14 protein-coding genes, 1 tRNA gene and 1 pseudogene are annotated in these 19,318 nt (G+C 47.2%); 11 read left to right on the top strand and 5 right to left on the bottom strand.

Annotation, left to right across the window (positions count from 1 at the left end; translation table 11 throughout):
• Positions 1-809: 809 nt before the first annotated feature.
• Positions 810-2,042: an MFS transporter gene (locus K7X24_RS19025; protein ID WP_224557483.1), complete on the top strand. Its 1,233-nt coding sequence runs from the start codon at positions 810-812 to the stop codon at positions 2,040-2,042.
• Complete coding sequence (locus K7X24_RS19020; protein ID WP_224557480.1) at positions 2,039-2,734, top strand: YjjG family noncanonical pyrimidine nucleotidase; 696 nt, start codon at positions 2,039-2,041, stop codon at positions 2,732-2,734. The genes K7X24_RS19025 and K7X24_RS19020 overlap by 4 nt, the downstream gene beginning before the upstream one ends.
• An 87-nt stretch (positions 2,735-2,821) precedes the next feature.
• Here K7X24_RS19020 and K7X24_RS19015 read toward each other — a convergent pair whose 3' ends face one another.
• The 3 genes from K7X24_RS19015 to K7X24_RS19005 form a co-directional block, all read right to left on the bottom strand.
• Positions 2,822-3,961 (bottom strand): DUF1963 domain-containing protein, encoded by a 1,140-nt coding sequence (locus K7X24_RS19015; RefSeq protein ID WP_224557470.1) that lies wholly within the window; start codon positions 3,959-3,961, stop codon positions 2,822-2,824.
• 66 nt (positions 3,962-4,027) lie between these two features.
• Positions 4,028-5,194, bottom strand: coding sequence for an MFS transporter (locus K7X24_RS19010; RefSeq protein WP_224557469.1), 1,167 nt, complete (start codon positions 5,192-5,194; stop codon positions 4,028-4,030).
• A gap of 18 nt (positions 5,195-5,212) precedes the next feature.
• Positions 5,213-6,097 (bottom strand): LysR substrate-binding domain-containing protein, encoded by an 885-nt coding sequence (locus tag K7X24_RS19005; protein ID WP_224557468.1) that lies wholly within the window; start codon positions 6,095-6,097, stop codon positions 5,213-5,215.
• 250 nt (positions 6,098-6,347) lie between these two features.
• Between K7X24_RS19005 and K7X24_RS19000 the strand changes: the two genes are divergently transcribed.
• From K7X24_RS19000 to K7X24_RS18970, 7 genes are all read left to right on the top strand, one after another.
• Complete coding sequence (locus K7X24_RS19000; RefSeq protein ID WP_224557459.1) at positions 6,348-6,965, top strand: LysE family translocator; 618 nt, start codon at positions 6,348-6,350, stop codon at positions 6,963-6,965.
• A gap of 123 nt (positions 6,966-7,088) precedes the next feature.
• The gene (locus K7X24_RS18995) at positions 7,089-8,138 is read left to right on the top strand and encodes an NAD(P)-dependent alcohol dehydrogenase (RefSeq protein ID WP_224557455.1); all 1,050 of its coding nucleotides are present in this window, start codon (positions 7,089-7,091) and stop codon (positions 8,136-8,138) included.
• 382 nt (positions 8,139-8,520) lie between these two features.
• Positions 8,521-10,227, top strand: a complete 1,707-nt coding sequence (locus tag K7X24_RS18990) for a DUF6138 family protein (protein WP_318013150.1) — start codon at positions 8,521-8,523, stop codon at positions 10,225-10,227.
• A gap of 70 nt (positions 10,228-10,297) precedes the next feature.
• Entirely contained in the window at positions 10,298-11,224 is a 927-nt protein-coding gene (locus tag K7X24_RS18985; RefSeq protein ID WP_224557405.1) for a D-2-hydroxyacid dehydrogenase, read from the top strand.
• 447 nt (positions 11,225-11,671) lie between these two features.
• Entirely contained in the window at positions 11,672-12,466 is a 795-nt protein-coding gene (locus K7X24_RS18980; protein ID WP_224557402.1) for a hypothetical protein, read from the top strand.
• 394 nt (positions 12,467-12,860) lie between these two features.
• A complete protein-coding gene (locus tag K7X24_RS18975; protein WP_224557398.1) occupies positions 12,861-14,339 on the top strand; it encodes a hypothetical protein in 1,479 nt (492 codons plus the stop codon).
• Positions 14,340-14,639: 300 nt separating this feature from the next.
• Positions 14,640-14,715, top strand: a tRNA-Gly gene (locus tag K7X24_RS18970).
• Between the two features lie 1,623 nt (positions 14,716-16,338).
• Here the strand turns inward: K7X24_RS18970 and K7X24_RS18960 are convergent.
• Both K7X24_RS18960 and K7X24_RS18955 read right to left on the bottom strand, forming a co-directional pair.
• Positions 16,339-16,536, bottom strand: a pseudogene (locus tag K7X24_RS18960) (integrase); the annotation flags it as partial.
• Positions 16,537-16,871: 335 nt separating this feature from the next.
• A complete protein-coding gene (locus K7X24_RS18955; protein WP_224557395.1) occupies positions 16,872-17,798 on the bottom strand; it encodes a LysR family transcriptional regulator in 927 nt (308 codons plus the stop codon).
• 424 nt (positions 17,799-18,222) lie between these two features.
• On the opposite strand from K7X24_RS18955, the gene K7X24_RS18950 reads away from it, so the two are divergent.
• Positions 18,223-18,942 carry an isochorismatase family protein gene (locus K7X24_RS18950; RefSeq protein ID WP_224557372.1) on the top strand — a complete coding sequence of 240 codons (720 nt, stop codon included), beginning with the start codon at positions 18,223-18,225 and terminating at the stop codon, positions 18,940-18,942.
• A 126-nt stretch (positions 18,943-19,068) separates the two neighbouring features.
• Positions 19,069-19,266 (top strand): hypothetical protein, encoded by a 198-nt coding sequence (locus K7X24_RS18945; RefSeq protein WP_224557349.1) that lies wholly within the window; start codon positions 19,069-19,071, stop codon positions 19,264-19,266.
• Positions 19,267-19,318 lie beyond the last annotated feature (52 nt).

Genomic DNA, 19,318 nt, shown 5'->3' with positions numbered 1-19,318 from the left:
TTACTGCTAATGTCGATCTTTTCAAGATCACGATTTCCCTTGGCTCAGTCTGTAATTGACGCAAACGGAAGCGATGTTTTCCGTGACGTCCGGAAATAAAATCAGTACCTAAAACAAGAAAAACTAGACGATATACCGCCGGATGGAGGTGCCGCCAACTCTGTTGGATGGAAATATCATCCAACAGGTAGAACGTAGCAATGATTTTTTTAGCTGTGTGTTTTTACTGCCTTTTAGGGGCAGCAAGACACTTGACGAAATAGAATTTCGCCGCAGAATTTAATCAATTTTTTTATTATACATTGCGAATATTATGTATAGTTGAGGCTGATGAAATGGCAATAATTGAGATGTGTAAATAGCTATTAATTTCTTTGTTTTTACTTATCTAATTGTATGGTATGGGTTTTTATTTGAATCGCTTTTATTAAAAATGCTATTATTAAGTAGTCTGGTAATAATGAATGAGTAACTTATTTTTCAATTTCATTGAAAGATTATTTTTATCGGTTTTTTATTTTTAATCATATTGTTAGATATGAATGAATAACATTGAATACTGAACAGTGGTGAAATAGATGAGACCGAATAACCTATTCTTTTCAATACCTAATAAATATATTACAGAAGGATATTTTCAACATTATTTACCATCCACGTATAGCTCTCCTGAATACGTATCAGTAGCATGATGACCGTCAGGAAGCATCATGTTACCTGTTTGTATACGGATGTAGTGATATCATCTCTGTTCAGGTGGCAAAATTCCGTGTGTTACGACAGGCCAGCGTTACAGGTAAATAATTATTTTGAGTGCAAATCGAATCCAAACCCCGTCTCTCCCCGTGTTAAAGCTCCTCGCACTTGCGACAGCCGCGTTTCTGACCTTACTGACTGAGATTATGCCGGCAGGGCTCCTCAGTGCGATCGCGACGGGTCTTGATGTCTCTGAAAGTCTGGCCGGCCAGTTCATCACTGCGTTTGCTCTGGGGGCGCTGTTATCTGCGATCCCCGCTACGGCGCTGACGCGCGGCATGCGACGTAAACCTCTGCTGCTCGTCGCGATTAGCGGATTTGCCGTCGTGAATGCGGTGACCGCCTTTTCAGACAACTACGCTTTATCACTGGCTGCCCGCTTTGTCGCTGGTCTGTTCGGTGGTGTGGTCTGGTCGATGCTGGCCGGGTACGCCTCCCGTATGGTTCCCAGGTGGTTACTCGGGCGTGCAATCGCGATTGTCGGTGCGGGTTCTACGGCTGCGCTGGTCCTCGGCGTACCGATTGGCGGCCTTCTCGGCTCGGCGATTGGCTGGCAGGGCGCCTTTGGGCTCGTGTCGGTTATCGCGGTACTCCTTGTCGTCTGGATCGCGCTCTTTGCTCCCGATTTTCCGGGTGAATCGGCTGATAAACGGCTATCGCTGCCTCAGGTTGCCGCCAAGCGTGGCGTCGGGGCGACGCTTGCGCTGATCCTCACCTACATCGTCACGCACAACATTCTGTATATTTACATCGAGCCTTTCCTCGTGGCTTCCGCCATGGGGGACTGGCTCAACGGCGTGCTGTTCATTTTCGGGGCGGGTGCGGTGTTTGGCCTCGTGCTGTCAGGGATTATCGTCGATGGGAATCTCAAGCGTCTCGGCCCTGCCGAGGTGTTATTATTCGCTGCTGCGACGCTCCTTCTGGGCCTTTGGTCCGATGTACAGGCCATTCTGATTCTGGCAGTCTTTATGTGGGGCATCTCCTTTGGGGGATTCTCCGTCGTCACGCAAACGGCAATGACTCACCTTTCCTCTGATGCCGTGGACGTCGCACAATCGATGTCGACTACATCGTGGAACACCGCTGTGGCCTTAGGGGGCGTCATCGGAGGATTGCTCCTCAGCGGCGCAGGCCCGGGCGCGTTTCCGTGGGTGATGATCGGGCTATTGACGCTATCATTCCTCGTCGTGCTTCTGGGGGTTAACCGCGCGCTGACAGCGGCTAAGCCAGCGCAGTCTATCCCTGTCAGAAGCGATTCCTTGATGCAGAGTAACCAACACTTATGAAATACCGCCATTTCCTGTTTGACCTTGACGACACGCTGTTGGACTTCAAAGCCTCCGAGCGTCTTTCGTTCGCGCGTACGCTGACGAACCTTGGTGTCGATATTGAAAATACGACCCTGTTCGCAGATTATCAGCGCGAGAATTCCCAGCTATGGAGCGAGTTTGAAAAGGGGGAAATCTCCAAGGATCTCCTGAAAGTAGAACGATTCCGCCGCACGTTTTCCCTTCATGGCATCGATATCGATCCCCACAAAGCGAGCAACCTCTATCTGGAGTGCCTGCCTGAGACGGTGGTGTTGGTGGATGGGGCGGTTCAGATCTGTGAAGCGCTTGCCGAGATCGGTGAAGTTGGCATTATTACCAACGGCATTGAGTATGTGCAGGCGAAGCGAGTGGCGAACTCGGGTCTGGCAGATTGGCTCTCGTTTGTCGCTACCTCTGAAGCTTGCGGCTTCGCCAAGCCGGATGCGCGTTTCTTCGAGTTCTCCGCCAGCAAATTCAGCTCGTTCAAAAAAGCCGAGGCGGTCATTGTAGGCGACAGGCTCGATGCCGATATTCTTGGGGCGAACCTGTACGGCATAGACAGCTGCTGGTTCAATGCAGGTGGGGCCGCCAACGATTCGGACATCGCGCCAACCTATGAGGCTGCAACACTACAAGATGTCTTCACGCAGATCAGCGCCAGGTCTTGAGCCTGTACCACGCAATATCGACGACAATCACCATCATTAGCCAGCAGTGGGTTGTCGTCGTACTTACCTGCTAATCAGCGCAAATTCTCAGTAATCGCAGACCATGAATACCTTGTCAAAGCGTAGGGCTGCGAGGTCGGTGCGATGGATGATGAAATTCAGCGTGCCGTCATCCCACTGAAATTGTCCATCCAGACAGACCTGAAACAGCACCAGCCAGTCCTGTGCCTCGCCGCCTAACGTCTGTGCTGCCTGCAATTCTGGTAATTCATGCTGGCTGAAGCCACAGCCGTTGACTCGGGCAATCCCCTGATATTCAGGCAATGGAGCATCAAGCGGAAAGTTCGATGGTAGCATGTCCTTTTCGATCATCCAGGCGAGTTGCTCTTTAGTCACTTTACTATCAGGCAACAGATTGAATGCGCCCAGTTGCCGTAACTGCCAGGCGTAATATTGTGCGAAGCCGAGATGGGATAACGTATCGTCGTATTCATCATCGTCCAGCGCCGCCTGTTGTTCCAGACTCAGGCGCGAGCAGAGTATCGAGCCAAGATGGGGATTTTGACGCAATGCGTAAAAACTGGGTACGGTGACGCTGGCTCTGGGATGCAGTGTAAAGGCGGGCTTTTGCCCGAGCGTCTTCTCATCATTGAAAGCAAGATCGGCAAAGCGCGTGCCGCTACACAGGCTTGCGACATCCTGCACATAAATTACCTTGCCTCTGGTCGTTAAAGGGCTGCTTCCACATTCCAGAAAGAAGAATAATGTGCCTTCGCGCGGTAAGTAATCTTGCAATGGTGCCAAAGCGCGGCAGTCTACCTGTGCAATAAATTCCAACGGTACACGATAGGTCTGCGTAACGTCGTCCCAAGGGAAAATGCACACATCTTTTTCGTCTTCACCTTCTTGCCAGCACTCCTCGTATTCGAGCAAGGTGTCTTCGGTGGTGCTGACGCAAGGGTAGGGGATATCGACAGGTAAATCCGGCAGGCCGCCCAGCCGATGATTGCCCAGCGCAGTGTGGTCGTCTTCTGCACCATGATAGAAATCGATACTACTGCGCAAGGTGCGTGCCACGGCCTCGGCGAGGGGGGCGATGCCGTCAGCCGAGAGCAACGTATTTACGAGATGTTGTCGCTGCGGAGAATGCTCCGCCAGCAACGGGTGCATAGCGGGATTGACAGCCACGGAGGGATTGGCCGACTCTTCCGTGTGTATGATTGGCATAACTATTCCTGTTTGAATGTCCTTCAAGGTATCGGAGTACTCGATAGGGTGAGAACGTGACGACATTCACTCTTCACCCAGCGAACGCGATACGCGTTCTTTTCTTAATACGCCCTGTATGCCAACAAACAGCACGCCGATTAGCAGCAAGGTGACGATGAGGCCGTCGTAACCGTAAAACATGATGGCTGCACCAGAGAACAGCGGCCCGCTGATACTGCCCGCAGACCACACCAGCCCCAGAAGTGAATTCATCACAATCAGTCGCTGACCAGCAAATTTCTGACCCGCCCGCACCAGAGACAGCGTGTAAAGCCCGCCTGCCGCTGCGCCCAGTACGATACAGACGGGAACCAGAAGTGCAGGGGAGGAGAATGAGAACGTGATCAATACCAGCATCACACAGAACAGGACGCCGCAGCTGATGTGGGTTTTGATGATGCCGCATTTGTCTGCCAGCCAGCCAATCGGCGTCTGAAATACGGCATCGCCCAGAAAAATGAGTGTGACCAGTAATATCGCGGATTTTTCGTCTAAGCCTTGTTCTATGCCGTAAAGCGGAAAGAGCGCAAGTATGCTGGCATCGAAGAAGGAGAAGCAGAGCACACCAGAGGCGATTGCTGGGAGAAAAGGGATAAGATCTCGATAAGACGTCGAGGACTGTTCATCCGCTCGAACCATACTGGTGCAGTTCCTCAACATGAATGCACACGCAGCGGATATGCCACAAATCAGCCATAGCGCATAGATTTGAATATGCTCCCCAGCGGCAATAAGCAACGGCCCTATCAACTGACATCCTGTGAAAACGGAAGCATACAGCCCCGTCAGCGTCGCTTTGTGTTTGTCAGAAGCCCGGCTGGTGACCCAGGTTTCTCCCAGCACCACCAAAACCCCCGAGGCCAGCCCGGTTAACAGGCGAGGTAAAATGAGTGATACGGGGTGTGACAGCAGGAATGAGGCAACGGTTGAGGCTGCCAGAATAATCAGGCTGCCGGATAACAGATAGCTAACGTGCAGGTGGCGGCTGAGCCACGGTGTAACGAATGAGGATAGCATCATCCCCGCCGCCGGAAGAGCTGCCAGAATACCAAGCGTCGCCGTGCTGTGTCCGTGCTCTGCCAGTTTCAGGCTGATCAGCGGTAGCGTGTACCCTGTCACCAACCCCACGAGTGAGGCGGCGATAATCATGTTCAGTGTCGTGAAATTGGATTCACGGGAATGTGCTGTCATTGTACTTCCTGTGCGGGTTTAACAAGCATTCTCGACCCCGGAAAGGCCGGTGGAAACTTCCTGCATTAGCCAGGTATGAAATCGTACATACTTTTCATTTTGCTCAAGGGGGATGGGCGATAACAGATAATAGGCAGACCCATCCCGCGCAAATCCATACGGTGCATGCAACTGCCCGTTTGCTGTCTCGTCTTGCACCATCAGGAAAGATGCCATTGCTATGCCTAATCCCGAGACGGCGGCCTGAATACACAGATAAAAGTGCTCATAGTCCGCTCTGGTGCTGCCTTTGAGTGACACATGCGTCTGCCGCTGCCAAGTTGCCCACGCTTTCGGTCGCGTTCCGGTATAGAGCAAACGCATCCCTTCCAGACTGTTTTTGCACTCGGTTTTGTCACGGCTTACTGGCCCTATCCATTCGTCACATACCTTTACCGCATGCGTTTGCGGCTCCCAGTGAAAATCGTCACGCCGCAGCGCGAGGTCAACGCCGCTACGCACAAAATCAATCGGCCCACCCGCGGCCACCAGATGAAGTTTGATATCGGGATGCGCCTGATTAAAAGCCGGTAGCCGTGGGATCAGCCATTTCATGGCAATCGTAGGCTCGCATGACAGCGTCAGCACGTCATCCTGTGCACTTTGCTGTAGCCGATAAACTGCGCCTTCAAGCTGTTCAAAAACGGACTGCGTGACCGTATGCAAAGAACGGCCCGCTGCGTTTAAAAAGATCGCTCGGTTGCGTCGTTCAAATAGCTCAACCCCCAGCGCATCTTCCAGCAATCTGATCTGCCTGCTGACAGCACCATGCGTGACATGCAGGGACTCGGCGGCTTTAACAAAGCTACCGGTTTGTGCGGCCGCTTCAAAGAAGCGAAAAGAGGCTAACGAAGGAATTTTCATATACACGATGAAATTTGACAGATTTATACCAAGATAAATCGCTTTTTTGCCACATGCAAACGCTGAATAATCACACTTTCCTCAGGTGAAAAAAGCCTAATAGCCTAAATAGTGAGGAAATATCGTGGGGATCGCACCTTTGCTAGTCGTATTGCGTCAGTGATTTTTGCATTCCTCTTTTAGCCTATCTGTTACCCATCTGTGCAGAATCATCGTGAAAGTGATGGCTTGCCGAACAAGGAAAACGTTAATGAATGAGTTAATTGCTGTCGCGACGATCACCATTTTGGCGGTGATCAGTCCGGGACCTGATTTTGCTATGGTGACCCGCAATAGCTATGCCTTTGGTTCGCGTGCCGGTTTACTCAGTGCGTTTGGTATTGCCTGCGGCGTCCAGATCCATGTGATGTATACCGTTTTTGGCATCGCGGTATTCATTGTTAACTCTCCGATGATATTTATGGCGATGAAGATTCTGGGAGCGTCATATCTGATTTATCTGGGATATAAATCATTAACCAATAAGATAAAAATAACATTAGAAGAAGCGTCCGGTAATGCACCGTCATCGCTTGCCGCGTTTTGCATGGGCTTTCTCACCAATGCGCTTAACCCAAAAACCATGCTGTTTGTCGTCGCTACCTATACTCAGGTCGTACAGCCCGGTAGCCCAATGAGCCATAATTTTGGCTATGGGTTATTCATGTCGGTGGCGCACTGGGTCTGGTTCAGTATTGTTGCGCTGTTTTTTGCTGCACCGGCCATGCGTCGCCGACTGATCGATCGTCAACATTGGGTCGATAAAGGTATCGGTGTTGCCCTGATTGCGTTAGGCGCGTCTCTGGCATTGACCAAAATTACCCTCTGATGAGGTGAGATTCATTGGAACAGGCAAGAAAACCATCGGAATGCTATACCTATCTGCTGAGGGATTTAGGAAAATAGTCGATTTTTTAACATGATCGGTTTCTCAACATAAAAGGAAATAGCCATGCTTGTACACGCGTATGGGGCCCATGCGGGCGACAAACCTCTTGAGCCGTTACAGATCGTCCGACGTACGCCGGGTGCCCACGATGTTCAGATTGAGATCGCGTACTGCGGTATTTGCCATTCGGACCTGCATCAGGTGCGTGCTGAATGGGCGGGAACACAGTTTCCCTGCGTTCCCGGCCATGAAATCGTCGGGCGAGTGTCTGCCGTTGGGGCACATGTCTCTGCCTTTAAGGCGGGCGATCTTGTTGGTATCGGCTGCATTGTAGACAGCTGTAAGCAGTGTCAGGATTGCGATGATGGTTTAGAGAACTACTGTGATGGTATGGTTCTCACCTATAATGGCCCGACGTCGGATGAGCCCGGCTGGACGCTTGGCGGCTACTCCCAGCAGATCGTCGTGCATGAGCGTTATGTGCTGCGCGTCCGTCATTCCGAGGCGGAACTGGCTGCGGTCGCGCCGCTGCTGTGTGCGGGAATTACCACCTATTCCCCGCTGCGCCACTGGAATGCTGGGCCGGGTAAGAAGGTCGGCGTTGTGGGTATCGGCGGGCTTGGCCACATGGGGATCAAACTGGCGCATGCCATGGGCGCTTATGTTGTGGCGTTCACCACGTCTGAATCCAAACGTGAAGATGCGAAGGCGCTGGGGGCAAATGAAGTCGTGGTGTCTCGTAACGCCGAAGAAATGGCAGCGCACGCGGGCAGCTTCGATTTAATCCTGAATACCGTTGCTGCGCCGCACGATCTGGATGCGTTTCTGGTTCTGCTGAAGCGCGATGGCGCACTAACGCTGGTCGGTGCGCCTGCGTCGCCGCATCCTTCTCCGAACGTGTTCAACCTGATCATGAAACGCCGTACGGTGGCGGGATCGATGATCGGTGGCATTCCTGAAACGCAGGAAATGCTGGATTTCTGTGCTGAGCACGGGATTGTTTCCGATATTGAGCTTATTCGCGCCGACGAAATCAATGGGGCCTACGAGCGGATGCTCAAGGGTGATGTGAAATACCGCTTCGTCATTGATAACGCCACGCTGAACGCCTGATTGGCCTATGTCCCACAGCACGGATTTCCCCGTGCTGTGGGGCTGTCATGACGTGATTGATCACGCCTTCTTTGCATCATGAGAAAAACCACACCATCGTGATTTCCTGTCACCAACGACGCGTGAATGCGGTACTATTTATCGTCATGTCTTTATGCCAATGCGTTGATTTTCCTTCTCTATCACAGCGAAAAGACAGTTTAAGATAAGCATTTATCCTGATTTCGCCCTCCTGCTATGTTCGCTACATTTCACTGCTACGGAATGACGAGAAAGGCAAAAAATAGCGCGATTCGTGCTACCTTTTGGCGGTTGGTCAACATCATCAATGCTGTTTTCTGGGGCAAAATTTCATCTGCGATAAACAAGGAAAAAGAGAAAAATGACGGAGAGGCACTCGAACGAGGCTGGGGGATCACTACCACATGAACGACCTATGCAGGATGAAGTGCTGGCGATAATCAGCGAATGGTTTGATGCGCTGGAGAAAAGAGTCGATGTCGATAAGGTCGTATTGCGAACAACGCTGCAGGCAGGCATCCATAACGATGTGATACTGGATTATGCGCCCGGGCGGACGTCAATATCCGCTAAGTCGAAGCGTGATGCTGACGGACTATCGATCGGTAGCCGAAAAGGGGCATTAAGCGTCGCGCAGATACAGGAAAATATCGTTCCTGTGCTGACTCAGGCTATCGCGCAGCGTGTTGAGAAACTGGCAGAGACTGCGGTGATTGACTATCGGTTTTGCTTTCGAGCCGTATTCCCAGCAGCCGAAGGCCGGCTGCTGACTACGCTGTTTACGTTCACTAACTACGTGAAAAAACAGCGGCTACTTGAGTCTATTCACGACTATATCGAACAGCATCTTACCCGTGGTAATGCGCCGACTGAGCCGCTGCAAACGTTCTTTCTGGCTCGTCATTTGCTTGATGTGCATCTCTTTCCCTCGCTGGATATCCGCTGGATCATGGCTCAGCTTGAACGAATTCAGCAGCAAAACGCAGGGCAAGAGACACTGTTGGAGCATAGGCGCACGATTATCCGTGCGTTAAGAACGTGGGTCGATCAGCAATTTCTGTTGCGCTACTGCGACGTGTTCCAGCCTGAACACTTTTTCGAACCAGAAACCCATTCCCTCAAGCCCGGTATTGCATTGGATTTGCCGGATCCACAAACGCTGCACCCCGTTGAATTAGTTCTCTATGCGGCAGTTATGATCCTGCGTTATGAGCCTTCCTATAGTAAGTCTCAGGCGCTGGAATACCTGGGTATCGCGAAGCAGTTGGGCTACCCGCGTGCGCTAAGCATCATGGAAGAGGGAAGTGGTGCGTTTGAGAACGCGCAGATTAACCTGAAGAACGAATCGGTCGAATGCGTGGCGAATGATGTGTTTTCGACCATCACGGTACGTATTCGTAAGGAAAGCGCCGAAGCGTATGAGCAGGCGCTGCTTTTCATTACGCGCTTACTGACGCTCGGTTTTCCAAAGAGCTACAAGATCGTTCTGAAATCGTCGGCGCGACAGTATCTTCCTATCAAGGGGCTGGCAAAATCGGATACCCACCGCTTTTTTGCTAACGCGTTGCAATATGCATCGAACTATCCGCTTCTTGAGGATTATGCGCGTATCGCGATTGAGGAATTTGAATGGTATGCGGATTCGGAAGGCGAAAAGTGCTGCATGCCGGGAAGCTATGCGGTATTCGGGCTGGGTCTGACCGATACGGGCTATTTCCCACTCGTAAAAGCGTATATGGAAAGCGTGGATGACGAACACCAATCAGTACAAGATGCCTTCATTCGTGCATTTTTCGATAAGCATGGTGTGATGGTACAGAACGTGGCGACTTTGGTTGCTTGCCTGAGCCATGCGACGGAAAGGTTAAAGCTGAATATGTTGCCTGCGCTAGAGGATGACGCGCTGTTCGAACAACTGGCCGAAGAAGTTCGGATGCGAGAACCCGCCGTGATAGAACATATTTTGTATCTCATTTGGGGCAATACTAAGAAACTTGCAGTGTTGGTGAAAAAATCGGAAGCGAAGCGCGGCGCGTTATTGACGTCGCTTATTCAGGCTTCTGCCTAACCCTAAACGGAATGACGACAATAATTAGGGTGAGGCCGAAGGTGCTTTACCCTATTTAAGGAACGTGCTTATGACCGCTATTCTGCTACTGGACTCGCGTGCCGATGAGATTGGCTCTGTCTTACATCATGCTGCGCCGGAGCTTGAGCTGGTGCTCTCAAACGGTACGGCAGAGCAGGCCGTGAGCTGTCCGATTTGGCTGGGTGAGCCTGATACCGCCGCCGCATTGCTGGCTCAGGGAGCCAAACCACAGTGGCTACAGTCTACCTGGGCAGGGTTCAAACCGCTGTTGGCCGATGGGCTACCGCGAGATTACCGCTTAAGCCGCGCCGTTGGCGTGTTTGGGCAGCCGATAGCCGAATATGTGATTGCCTACATGCTCAGGCATGAGCTGCGTCTGGGGGAACGACAAATCAGTCAGGAAGAGCGGCGCTGGGATCACCGTTTACCGGGATCGCTGGCGGATAAAAACGTGCTGATTGTCGGTGCGGGAGAGATCGGCTGTGAGGTTGCTGGCTTTTTACGGCCTTTTGGTGTTGAGCTATACGGTATCGTCAGTACGCCAAGGCAGCGGCCTGATTTTAAACGGATCATGAGTTTAGCGGAACTGCCTTCTGCGGTGCCGGAGGCCGATTATGTGATCAATCTTCTGCCAGACACCTCGGCAACCACCGATATCTATGATGCCAGTCTGTTTGCCGCCCTGAAGCCTTCGGCGCTGTTTATCAATGTTGGGCGCGGTAGTGCCGTGGTGGATGATGATTTGCGGGCGGCATTATGTGATGCGCAAATTGCGGGAGCGGTGCTGGATGTATTCAGGCAAGAGCCGTTACCGTACAGCCATCCGTTCTGGAAAACGCCGAATCTGACGTTGACGGCACACATTGCTGGGCCGATGGTGCCAGGACTGATGGGACGATTATTCCTGGAGAATCTTGTTCGTTTCCATGCCGATAATACGCTGCGTGGCGAGGTGGATTTTAATCGCGAATATTGAATATATCATTAGTATTAATTTAATTAAAAATAGTTTCACATTAATTCTATTATAAAGAATTCTGGGAAATAACCGTTAAAGCTAAATTAGGGCAGAGTAAAGCAGCCCTAGTTTAGCAAGTTCCAAACCTTGCATTCAGGGAAAAGCACCTTATTCGGATGATTCAGCGGTAAGAGGGTATTGAGATAACCTATCGCGGTTCAGATCCATATTCGGCGGTTGGCGGATAGCTTTAATCGAATTCGTGGCGGCTCTGATAGCTGTTCTGATGCTCACTACGCATACACTCTACTATGTGGTTAGCATATTTTACTGTGTACTGGTGTCCCTGCTCAGGAAGATATTGGTGTAGAAGAAAAAAGCGCTACTCATGTCACATTTGAGCACATTTGCAGGGAAACCTTGTCGCACGGCGTAACATCATGACACACAGGAGCAAATGGTATTATGAATAGTATTTCTACATTTGGATCGCACACAGTGGAATATTCAGGGCAAAATAGTCGAACGGTGAATAACCAGACTGAACAACCTAATGTCGCGAAGAGTAAAGCCGTGTTAACTGGGGACAACATTGAGCGTCAGGTTGTAGAGATAAGTCAGGAGGCCCTCACTAAATTTCAGGAATATACCGCAAAGCAGAAGGTCAGCGATATGGTATCTGAGCAGCTAAGAACTGCTGAAGGCGCTAGGGTTGGCCAAGCTGATCGTCTTAGTGGGGAAGAACAAACCAGCCAAGCAGAATCTGTAGCGATTAATATCGAGAAGTTTATTGCTGAACATTATCGTGAGTCCGATAAGGCGCTCGCCCATCGTCTTGCTATACAAGATCAGATGAATAAAACCTATGTGTCGTTTCTCGATCAACTTGCTGAAGAACATCCTGATTTGCAGGGGGCATTTTTCGGATTTAGTGTAAATAAAGACGGAACGTTGTTTGTGACGCAAACTGACGGGTTGAACCGGGAACAAATTAATCGTCTGGAAAAGGCGCTGAATGATTCTGAGGGAATGGTTACGCTAGCCAATCAATTGGCAGATGCTCAGATTGCAGAATTTAATATTCGGCCCGGTCTCAAACCCAACGTAACGCTTAATCGAGACAGCTATGGGCAAACTATCGATATGGGACTCGAGTTCTTCACCAGACATCAGGCTAGTTTCGCGCCACGCGATGGAGATGCTGGGGGGATCCGTCAAAAAGCGATGTATAGTACTTGGGATAACCAGCTATATAAATAAGTTATAGCATCCTCGGAGGCCTCTACAGCACGAATTATGGACGTCGTTCGCCCCAAAAGCGTGGATCTATTCACATTGCCGGGACCGATGGGGCGGTTATTCCTGAGGAATCTTGCTCGTTTCCATGCCGATAATACGCTGCGTGGCGAGGTGGATTTTAATCGTGAGTATTAAATGATTATTTAGTAAATAATTAATGAGAGAATTAATTTATTTAAAAAAATTTAATTCTCTCATTTGAAAGATTTCATTTTAAATATTTTTGTAAGATTTTATTGAGATTATACGTCGTGTCAGTGTAATACTACCTCCGCTTAGCGTTCAGTATTTGTTAAATATTAAATAATAAGTCTGCATTCTATTTGAGAATACTCAAAGATAAGGAAATATTGGGATGAAATACCATCGTTTAAATTTATATCTTGCGGCTGCCGGATTGGCATTCTGTATGGGTTCAGCGATCGCTGAGACCAGCGTTTCTGTCGAAGTGAAGGATATTGGGAAACTGCAAAAGAAAGGCACGGTTTCTGTATTTGATGCTCCCAATAGTATACAAGCACATGCCGCAAGTAATTATAAATTCCACAAAGCTGAAAATGAGGGGGTTGTTGTTATTGCTCCCAATTCATCAACTGCGCAGGCTGATGCAAACAGCGCACAAAAAAAGTCGTTATCAAGCAGTCAGGCTCTGGCCAATGACAGTTCATTCACCCCGCTGTGTCCGACTCTTGCAGTAAACTCAATCTATACGCTGGATGGACTGCAAAGTGGAGGTAGTGCCTGTTATCACTTTGAAATCACTCAGCGTTCTAAAACAACCGCTTTTGTCGTAGGCATGAGCCCTGAAACCGATATTGCTCTTAGTTTGATGCGGGACGATGGCCAGAATAATGTGACGGCAATTAATTATTCAGATCAGCAGGGAAATGCTGATGAGGCTACGCTGAATTTAACCCAACCGGGGCACTATTATTGGTTTATGGAGGCCAAGGTGGCAGATGGTTCAAGTTTTAATTTTGGAGCCATTGTTAATACGGGTATTGATGCCTATGAGTTAAATGATATTCCCTCTCTGGCATCTCCTTTATCGAATGTAATAAATCGCATTGTCGGGAATTCTGATAGTGACTCTGATGCTGATCACTATATATTTACCGCAGTACGTGGCCAGCATGTTCTACTGCGCGTTGATGGAGTGACTAGCGGAACGAATAATAATTGGCTACTGGCGTATTCTACCAATGGTGGAAATTCCTGGATAACTCGTAATACAGGACAGGATGTTACAATTATCCCCTCTCAGCCAAATGAAAAAATTCTGGTAAGAGTGTTACCTAATCCATCAAGGTTGCCGACGGCCTCTCAACTCTACATATTGTCTTTAGGCTCTAAAATTACCACATTCACCAGCTCTGTTGAGGGGGAAAGTAGCGTTTTGCGAATCCCGTATTCGGCACCGACAAGTTACGGCTTTATGACCACACAAGCTTACCGAGATGTTACCTGGCGGGTTCGTGTTGCTGATTCAACCGGTGCCGGTATTCCAAATATTAATGCAGATCTTTATCTCGATCAGCGGGAAGATGATGGTAAGTTGTTGTTTGATGAAAGTAATCTGCATAGGATAACAACGGATTCAAATGGAAATGCTTCAGGGGCGGTGAAGTTGGGTACCTGCCATGCGGATTACACCACGCAATTCCAAGACTACAACCTAGGCTATATCAATACTTGGAGCACAACCTATGATGTGGGTGGGTGGCGTATTGATTTCCGTTCTCAGGATGGAATCGGCGTTGGAGGAGAAAATGCGACTCACGTCACGTTTGGACACATTTGTAAGCAAACCTTGGTACGCAGCGTAAAATCCTGATGCTCAAGAGCAAATGAAATGTCAGGCCGCCTTAATCTACGGTGGCCTGATCGTGGAGGCTGGCTTATGGCTTCGCCTCCACAGCGACAGGGCTGATTGAAACGGTGTAGCGATGTTTTTCAGTGAAAGGGCTTGCCACGTTAAATTGATTGGTACATAATGCTGACCGTTAAATCGCTTTATTAATAAATAGTTATTAAATTCATTAAGTTATGCGTGATTTAACAGGGTTTAATTGGTTTTAATTTCAGCATGGTTTACTTTTTGCTGAAATTAAAAAGATAATAAATCCGATTCTATGCGGGAATAGCTCAGTTGGTAGAGCACGACCTTGCCAAGGTCGGGGTCGCGAGTTCGAGTCTCGTTTCCCGCTCCAAAATTTTTCGTTGTTTTCCCCCTTCCTTTAGCCCGACATCAGATTTTTATCACTGACTACTTTTTGGTTTATCCTCGTTAAATATTAATAATCTCTACGAAAAATTGGATCTCTGCTAAGCATCACTACCAATATTATTTTAAATAGCCTTGCATACAGGGTGAAAGCGCTACACTTATCTGATTTATGTTGGGATTAGTGCTGGCGGGGAATTTTTGCCTATCTCAATGAAAAAAAGGCAGTACTGTAATCATTAACTGTTGTTATGACCAAAAGGTAAGATGAAGTAATTATTAATTTTACATTTGCCATTTTGTTTTTCCTATTGATTATTTAAATTACAACGGAACTGTGTTTTTTGAGGTTATTCAGGGCTAGCTTAATAAGCTGGATTGCTATTTCTGTTAAATAAGTAGGCTCATAATTTATTTCAAATTTTTCTTTGAAATAATTCCTTCGTATATGTAGATTTGTTATCAGTGAAGTTCAGGCTGGCTGGTTTTTTATTTTTTTTTCTATAAAAACGATCATGTTTTATAGCTGATCAGTAAATATTTGTATAAAGATGGGGGTATCGGCCAACGAAAATTGACTATAGGGTAATACTTATTTCATCGCTGGATGAGTTACAACATTACGCAACAGAATGGCAGTGGTTTTATAATCATAAAATATCCAATGCGGCATGGGGGGATGCACACTAAAACAGCATGCATTATGTGCTGCATGAAATCTACTTATGGCCTTAGTTGTTTCAATCGGGCACGTTCCCTTGTGCATTTTCTTGTTCCTACCCTACTGGTTATATGATGTTTGTCTGCTATTAAACGAAAAATACCAATAATCGCTTTTTTTAATACTCATGGAGACTTGATATCTATATCATCTAATACACATCACCATTGATCATATGCTTTAAAATAAACATATGATGTGTATGACTTTGATTAAGTGACTGGTTATACGTTGAATTTTAACACTAAAATTGCCGATTGGTTATCGGTAATCAATCGGTCGCTAATATAAAAAAGTCTATCGAGACTGGGTACATACAAAATTGTGGTACCCCCATATAGAGATAATAATAAATGATTAGAGTAATTAACCCCATAAGAACCCAATGCGTAAATTTATATAAAAACCCACTACTCAATAGCAGGATTGATAGTAGAGGGATTTTATCCCAGGTAAATAAAATCTAAAACGCTAAATCTGGGATAACGTTATTCCGAGGGAACCACAAGCTAACCATTCAACACCAAAATCCTCCAGAGAAAAGGGTAATTAATGAACATGGCACACTTTTCCAAGGACTAAGTGTAGGCTCTAAAATATCCATTAAGGAAAGTAATGATATAACAAATACCAAAGATAAAAAAATTCAAGATTGGAAGATATAAAAAATTTTAATGCACCTGACATCAACAAAGCAGATTATAAAGAAGAGCTGTCTGGATATCTCTTAGACAAATATTTATTAGATAGGAACAAACTATTTTTTTCTCCAATGAAGGAAGATCATACATTGCCAAAATCAGAAAATGACGAACACCTAAAAAATATTAATACCAAGTTTACTCCTGAATACTATAAGCTTACGTTCGAGTAGACCGATATCTTCCCTTTGTTCAGGGTATGTGCGTTCTGAAAAGTGAATACCGATTCGTCGGAAATTGCCTGAATCTGTTTTAGCAGGGCAACCGTCTGCCGTGACAGCGGCATAGGTGTTCATCCTTCATTTTTGCGCCACGCTCGGAGAACCTCATGCTGTTCGTGCCGAGCTGGTACCCTCCAGATATGTGCCTTAAGGTTGAATTCATCTCAGTCCTCCTCTGTCAGAAGGGGGGCTAAGTCAGAAGTTCGATGTTGCACTAGGACTTGAATACATTACAAGGACTGCACCTAAAAAGATCGCCAGTCTTTCAAAGACTCAGCAAGCGCAAATGCGTAACCTTTACGTTGCAATGTAGCGCCCTACGAAGTTGCTATGCCTTGCTGCGAACGAAAGTCGTGTCTCACAGAGTTTGCGAGATAAGATTGTGGAGATGGGATGGCATATTGAGATAGTTAACTGACTTTTAAGCAGGTTCTGGGTTCGGATATACCATCGGCACGGTAGTGAAACCAGCCCGCCAATATTATGGTGGCAGGGTGTTTTAGAAACTATTCCACGGTGCATTCTCTGGGAATACCTCCGAAAGAAAGTCGAGAAATACTTTGACGTTAGGATTACCCCGCCTTGATTCTGGCCAAAAGGCAATAATGTCCATTCGTATGGAATGAAAACCTATCATTACTGGGATAAGCTCACCACGCATGTGATAGTCATAAGCAAGGTATGTAGGGAGCATGCCTATACCGCCCCCCTCTCTTATCACTGTGAGGGCTGCATCGGTGCTATTAACCAGAATATGTGCGTCAGGTATAAACTCGATTATTTTGTCACTTACCTGCATTGGCCATCGGAGAAGCTGGCCTGAGTTGGGCATTCTGACACTGACGAGGCTGTGGTGGCTTAATTCTTCCACGGATTGTGGAGGAGCATTTTTCTTAAGATAGGCTGGTGAAGAATACAAACATACTGTGTTTGGTACGAGCTTCCTTGCTATCAGCCTTGAATCACCGAGCGGCCCAATCCTAATGGCAACATCGATACCTTCTTCTACTAAATCAGTGTAGTTATCGTTAAGACACAGTTCGATTTTCAGATTCGCGTATCGCTCATGAAATTTCGGTAGATGGGAAGCAATGAGTGTATTTCCAATTGCATAAGGAGCGGTGATTTTTATAAGACCTGAAGGCTCGCTTCGAGCTGAAACGGCTGCTTGCTCAATCTCTTCAGCCTCATGAAGCAGCCTTAGGGCTCTCTGATAAAGGTCATGGCCTTCGGTAGTCAGCGTAAGTGAACGTGTTGTTCTGTTGAATAATTTGACTCCGAGTCGCACTTCGAGCCTTTGGATACTTTTACTGATAGCCGAGGGAGATAAGGACAACACTTTTGAAGCCGCAGTATAACTTCCCAAAGAAGCAGCACGCGCGAAGGCGATTATACCCGTTAACCTGTCTAGTGAAACGTCTTTCATGTACACACCTGCTTAGGAGAAAAATGCTGTTCACATTCTGACTATATGACCAAAGTCTTATAAACTATTGATAAAAAATAGATTGAATGTGTCATGGCTTTAGCTCTGGAGCGAACTCACTGTAGTTGTAATTACCTGTGATGGTAATAATTATCATGCACATCAAAACATTTTAACTGATCTTAACATGCACAGACTCAGGAACAACTATCACGCGATCCTGGAGCATTTTAGATCAGTTAGAAAATGAATTATGCATTTGTGACATGATGTCACAACTGAAATGAACTCATGAGCATTTAGGAGGGTGTTATAATTAAAATGTGAAAAATTAAATTATGTTTAGGTCGAGCTTTTTGACGTGAAGCTAATTATTTTATCATAGATGCATAGACATAAATTTTTAGAGTAAAATGGAAAAAATATGAATAATCAAAATTATCTTCAGCGTTGTGGTGCCTTATTGAGTGCTATTCTTGTTGCATCGGCATTATTGACAAATGCGCATGCTGTGGAAGTCAATTCGGCATTAAATAAACAACATGAATTGACAGAAAGTACGAAGCTATCAAGCGCTAAATACAACCTCGATCCGAAAGATGTCATTTTTATCTTTGCTGATTTACATCCAGATTTAATTGCTACAAGTAATACAATGAGCCCTGATGCGCTGGCTAAGAATGCAGGTGGTCTGGCTAAGGTAGCACATGCCATATCTGCCCCCTCGCTCTTTCTCACAGTCCCACGCAATGGCAAGCCCGGTGAGTTGATCAAGGAACTCAAACCTTATGCGAACAATGAAAATACTATTTATCGACTCAATGCAGACCCGTTCCAAGTGAATGAAATTGTTGATGCTATTAAGAAAACGAACAGAAAGACTATCATTGTATCGGGTTACACCGCTGAAGTGGCTGTCACGCTTACTGCGCTGGGTGGTCTACGTGACGGTTATAATATATACATCCCGGTGGATTGCATAGGCAACCGATCGCTTCGAACTGAACAAGCAGCTTTGGCCAGAGCAGAGCAGGCAGGTGCTGTAGTGACTTCTCTTGCAAGTGTTGCCGCGCAACTGGCTCCAGATTTTTCTAAGGAACCTGGCACAACTATTCTGTCAGTGATCCTCGACGCTCAGCTTTAGTTTCAAAGTATATATGGCTCGGATCAATATAGGCTACTAATGCGTGACTAACTATTCCCGTAACACAAAGTATATTTCCTAAGAACCGAGCCAATTATATCGTTAACCGTTTACAAGGTATTTACTATGAAACCAATAACGTTATCCAAAATGGGATCATTCATAGCCGGTGGCGAAAAGGTGAGCCGTACAGAGAATAGGCCGAATGTTGTACTACGTAACCATGCCTATGTTGAATATTTTATTCCTGATAAAACATCTCCTGATCGCCCGCCGATCATTTTGACACATAATTACTTTACGGCTGCTGGCTTGGCAACGTAGAAGGGAATGAAGGCTGGGCGCAATTTTTCCTCCGTAATGGATTTCCGGTATT

It is taken from the genome of Pectobacterium versatile (assembly GCF_020166435.1).
Classification (GTDB): domain Bacteria; phylum Pseudomonadota; class Gammaproteobacteria; order Enterobacterales; family Enterobacteriaceae; genus Pectobacterium; species Pectobacterium versatile.
Note: the sequence above shows the minus strand (reverse complement) of the source record. Positions and strands in the feature narration are given on the sequence as shown.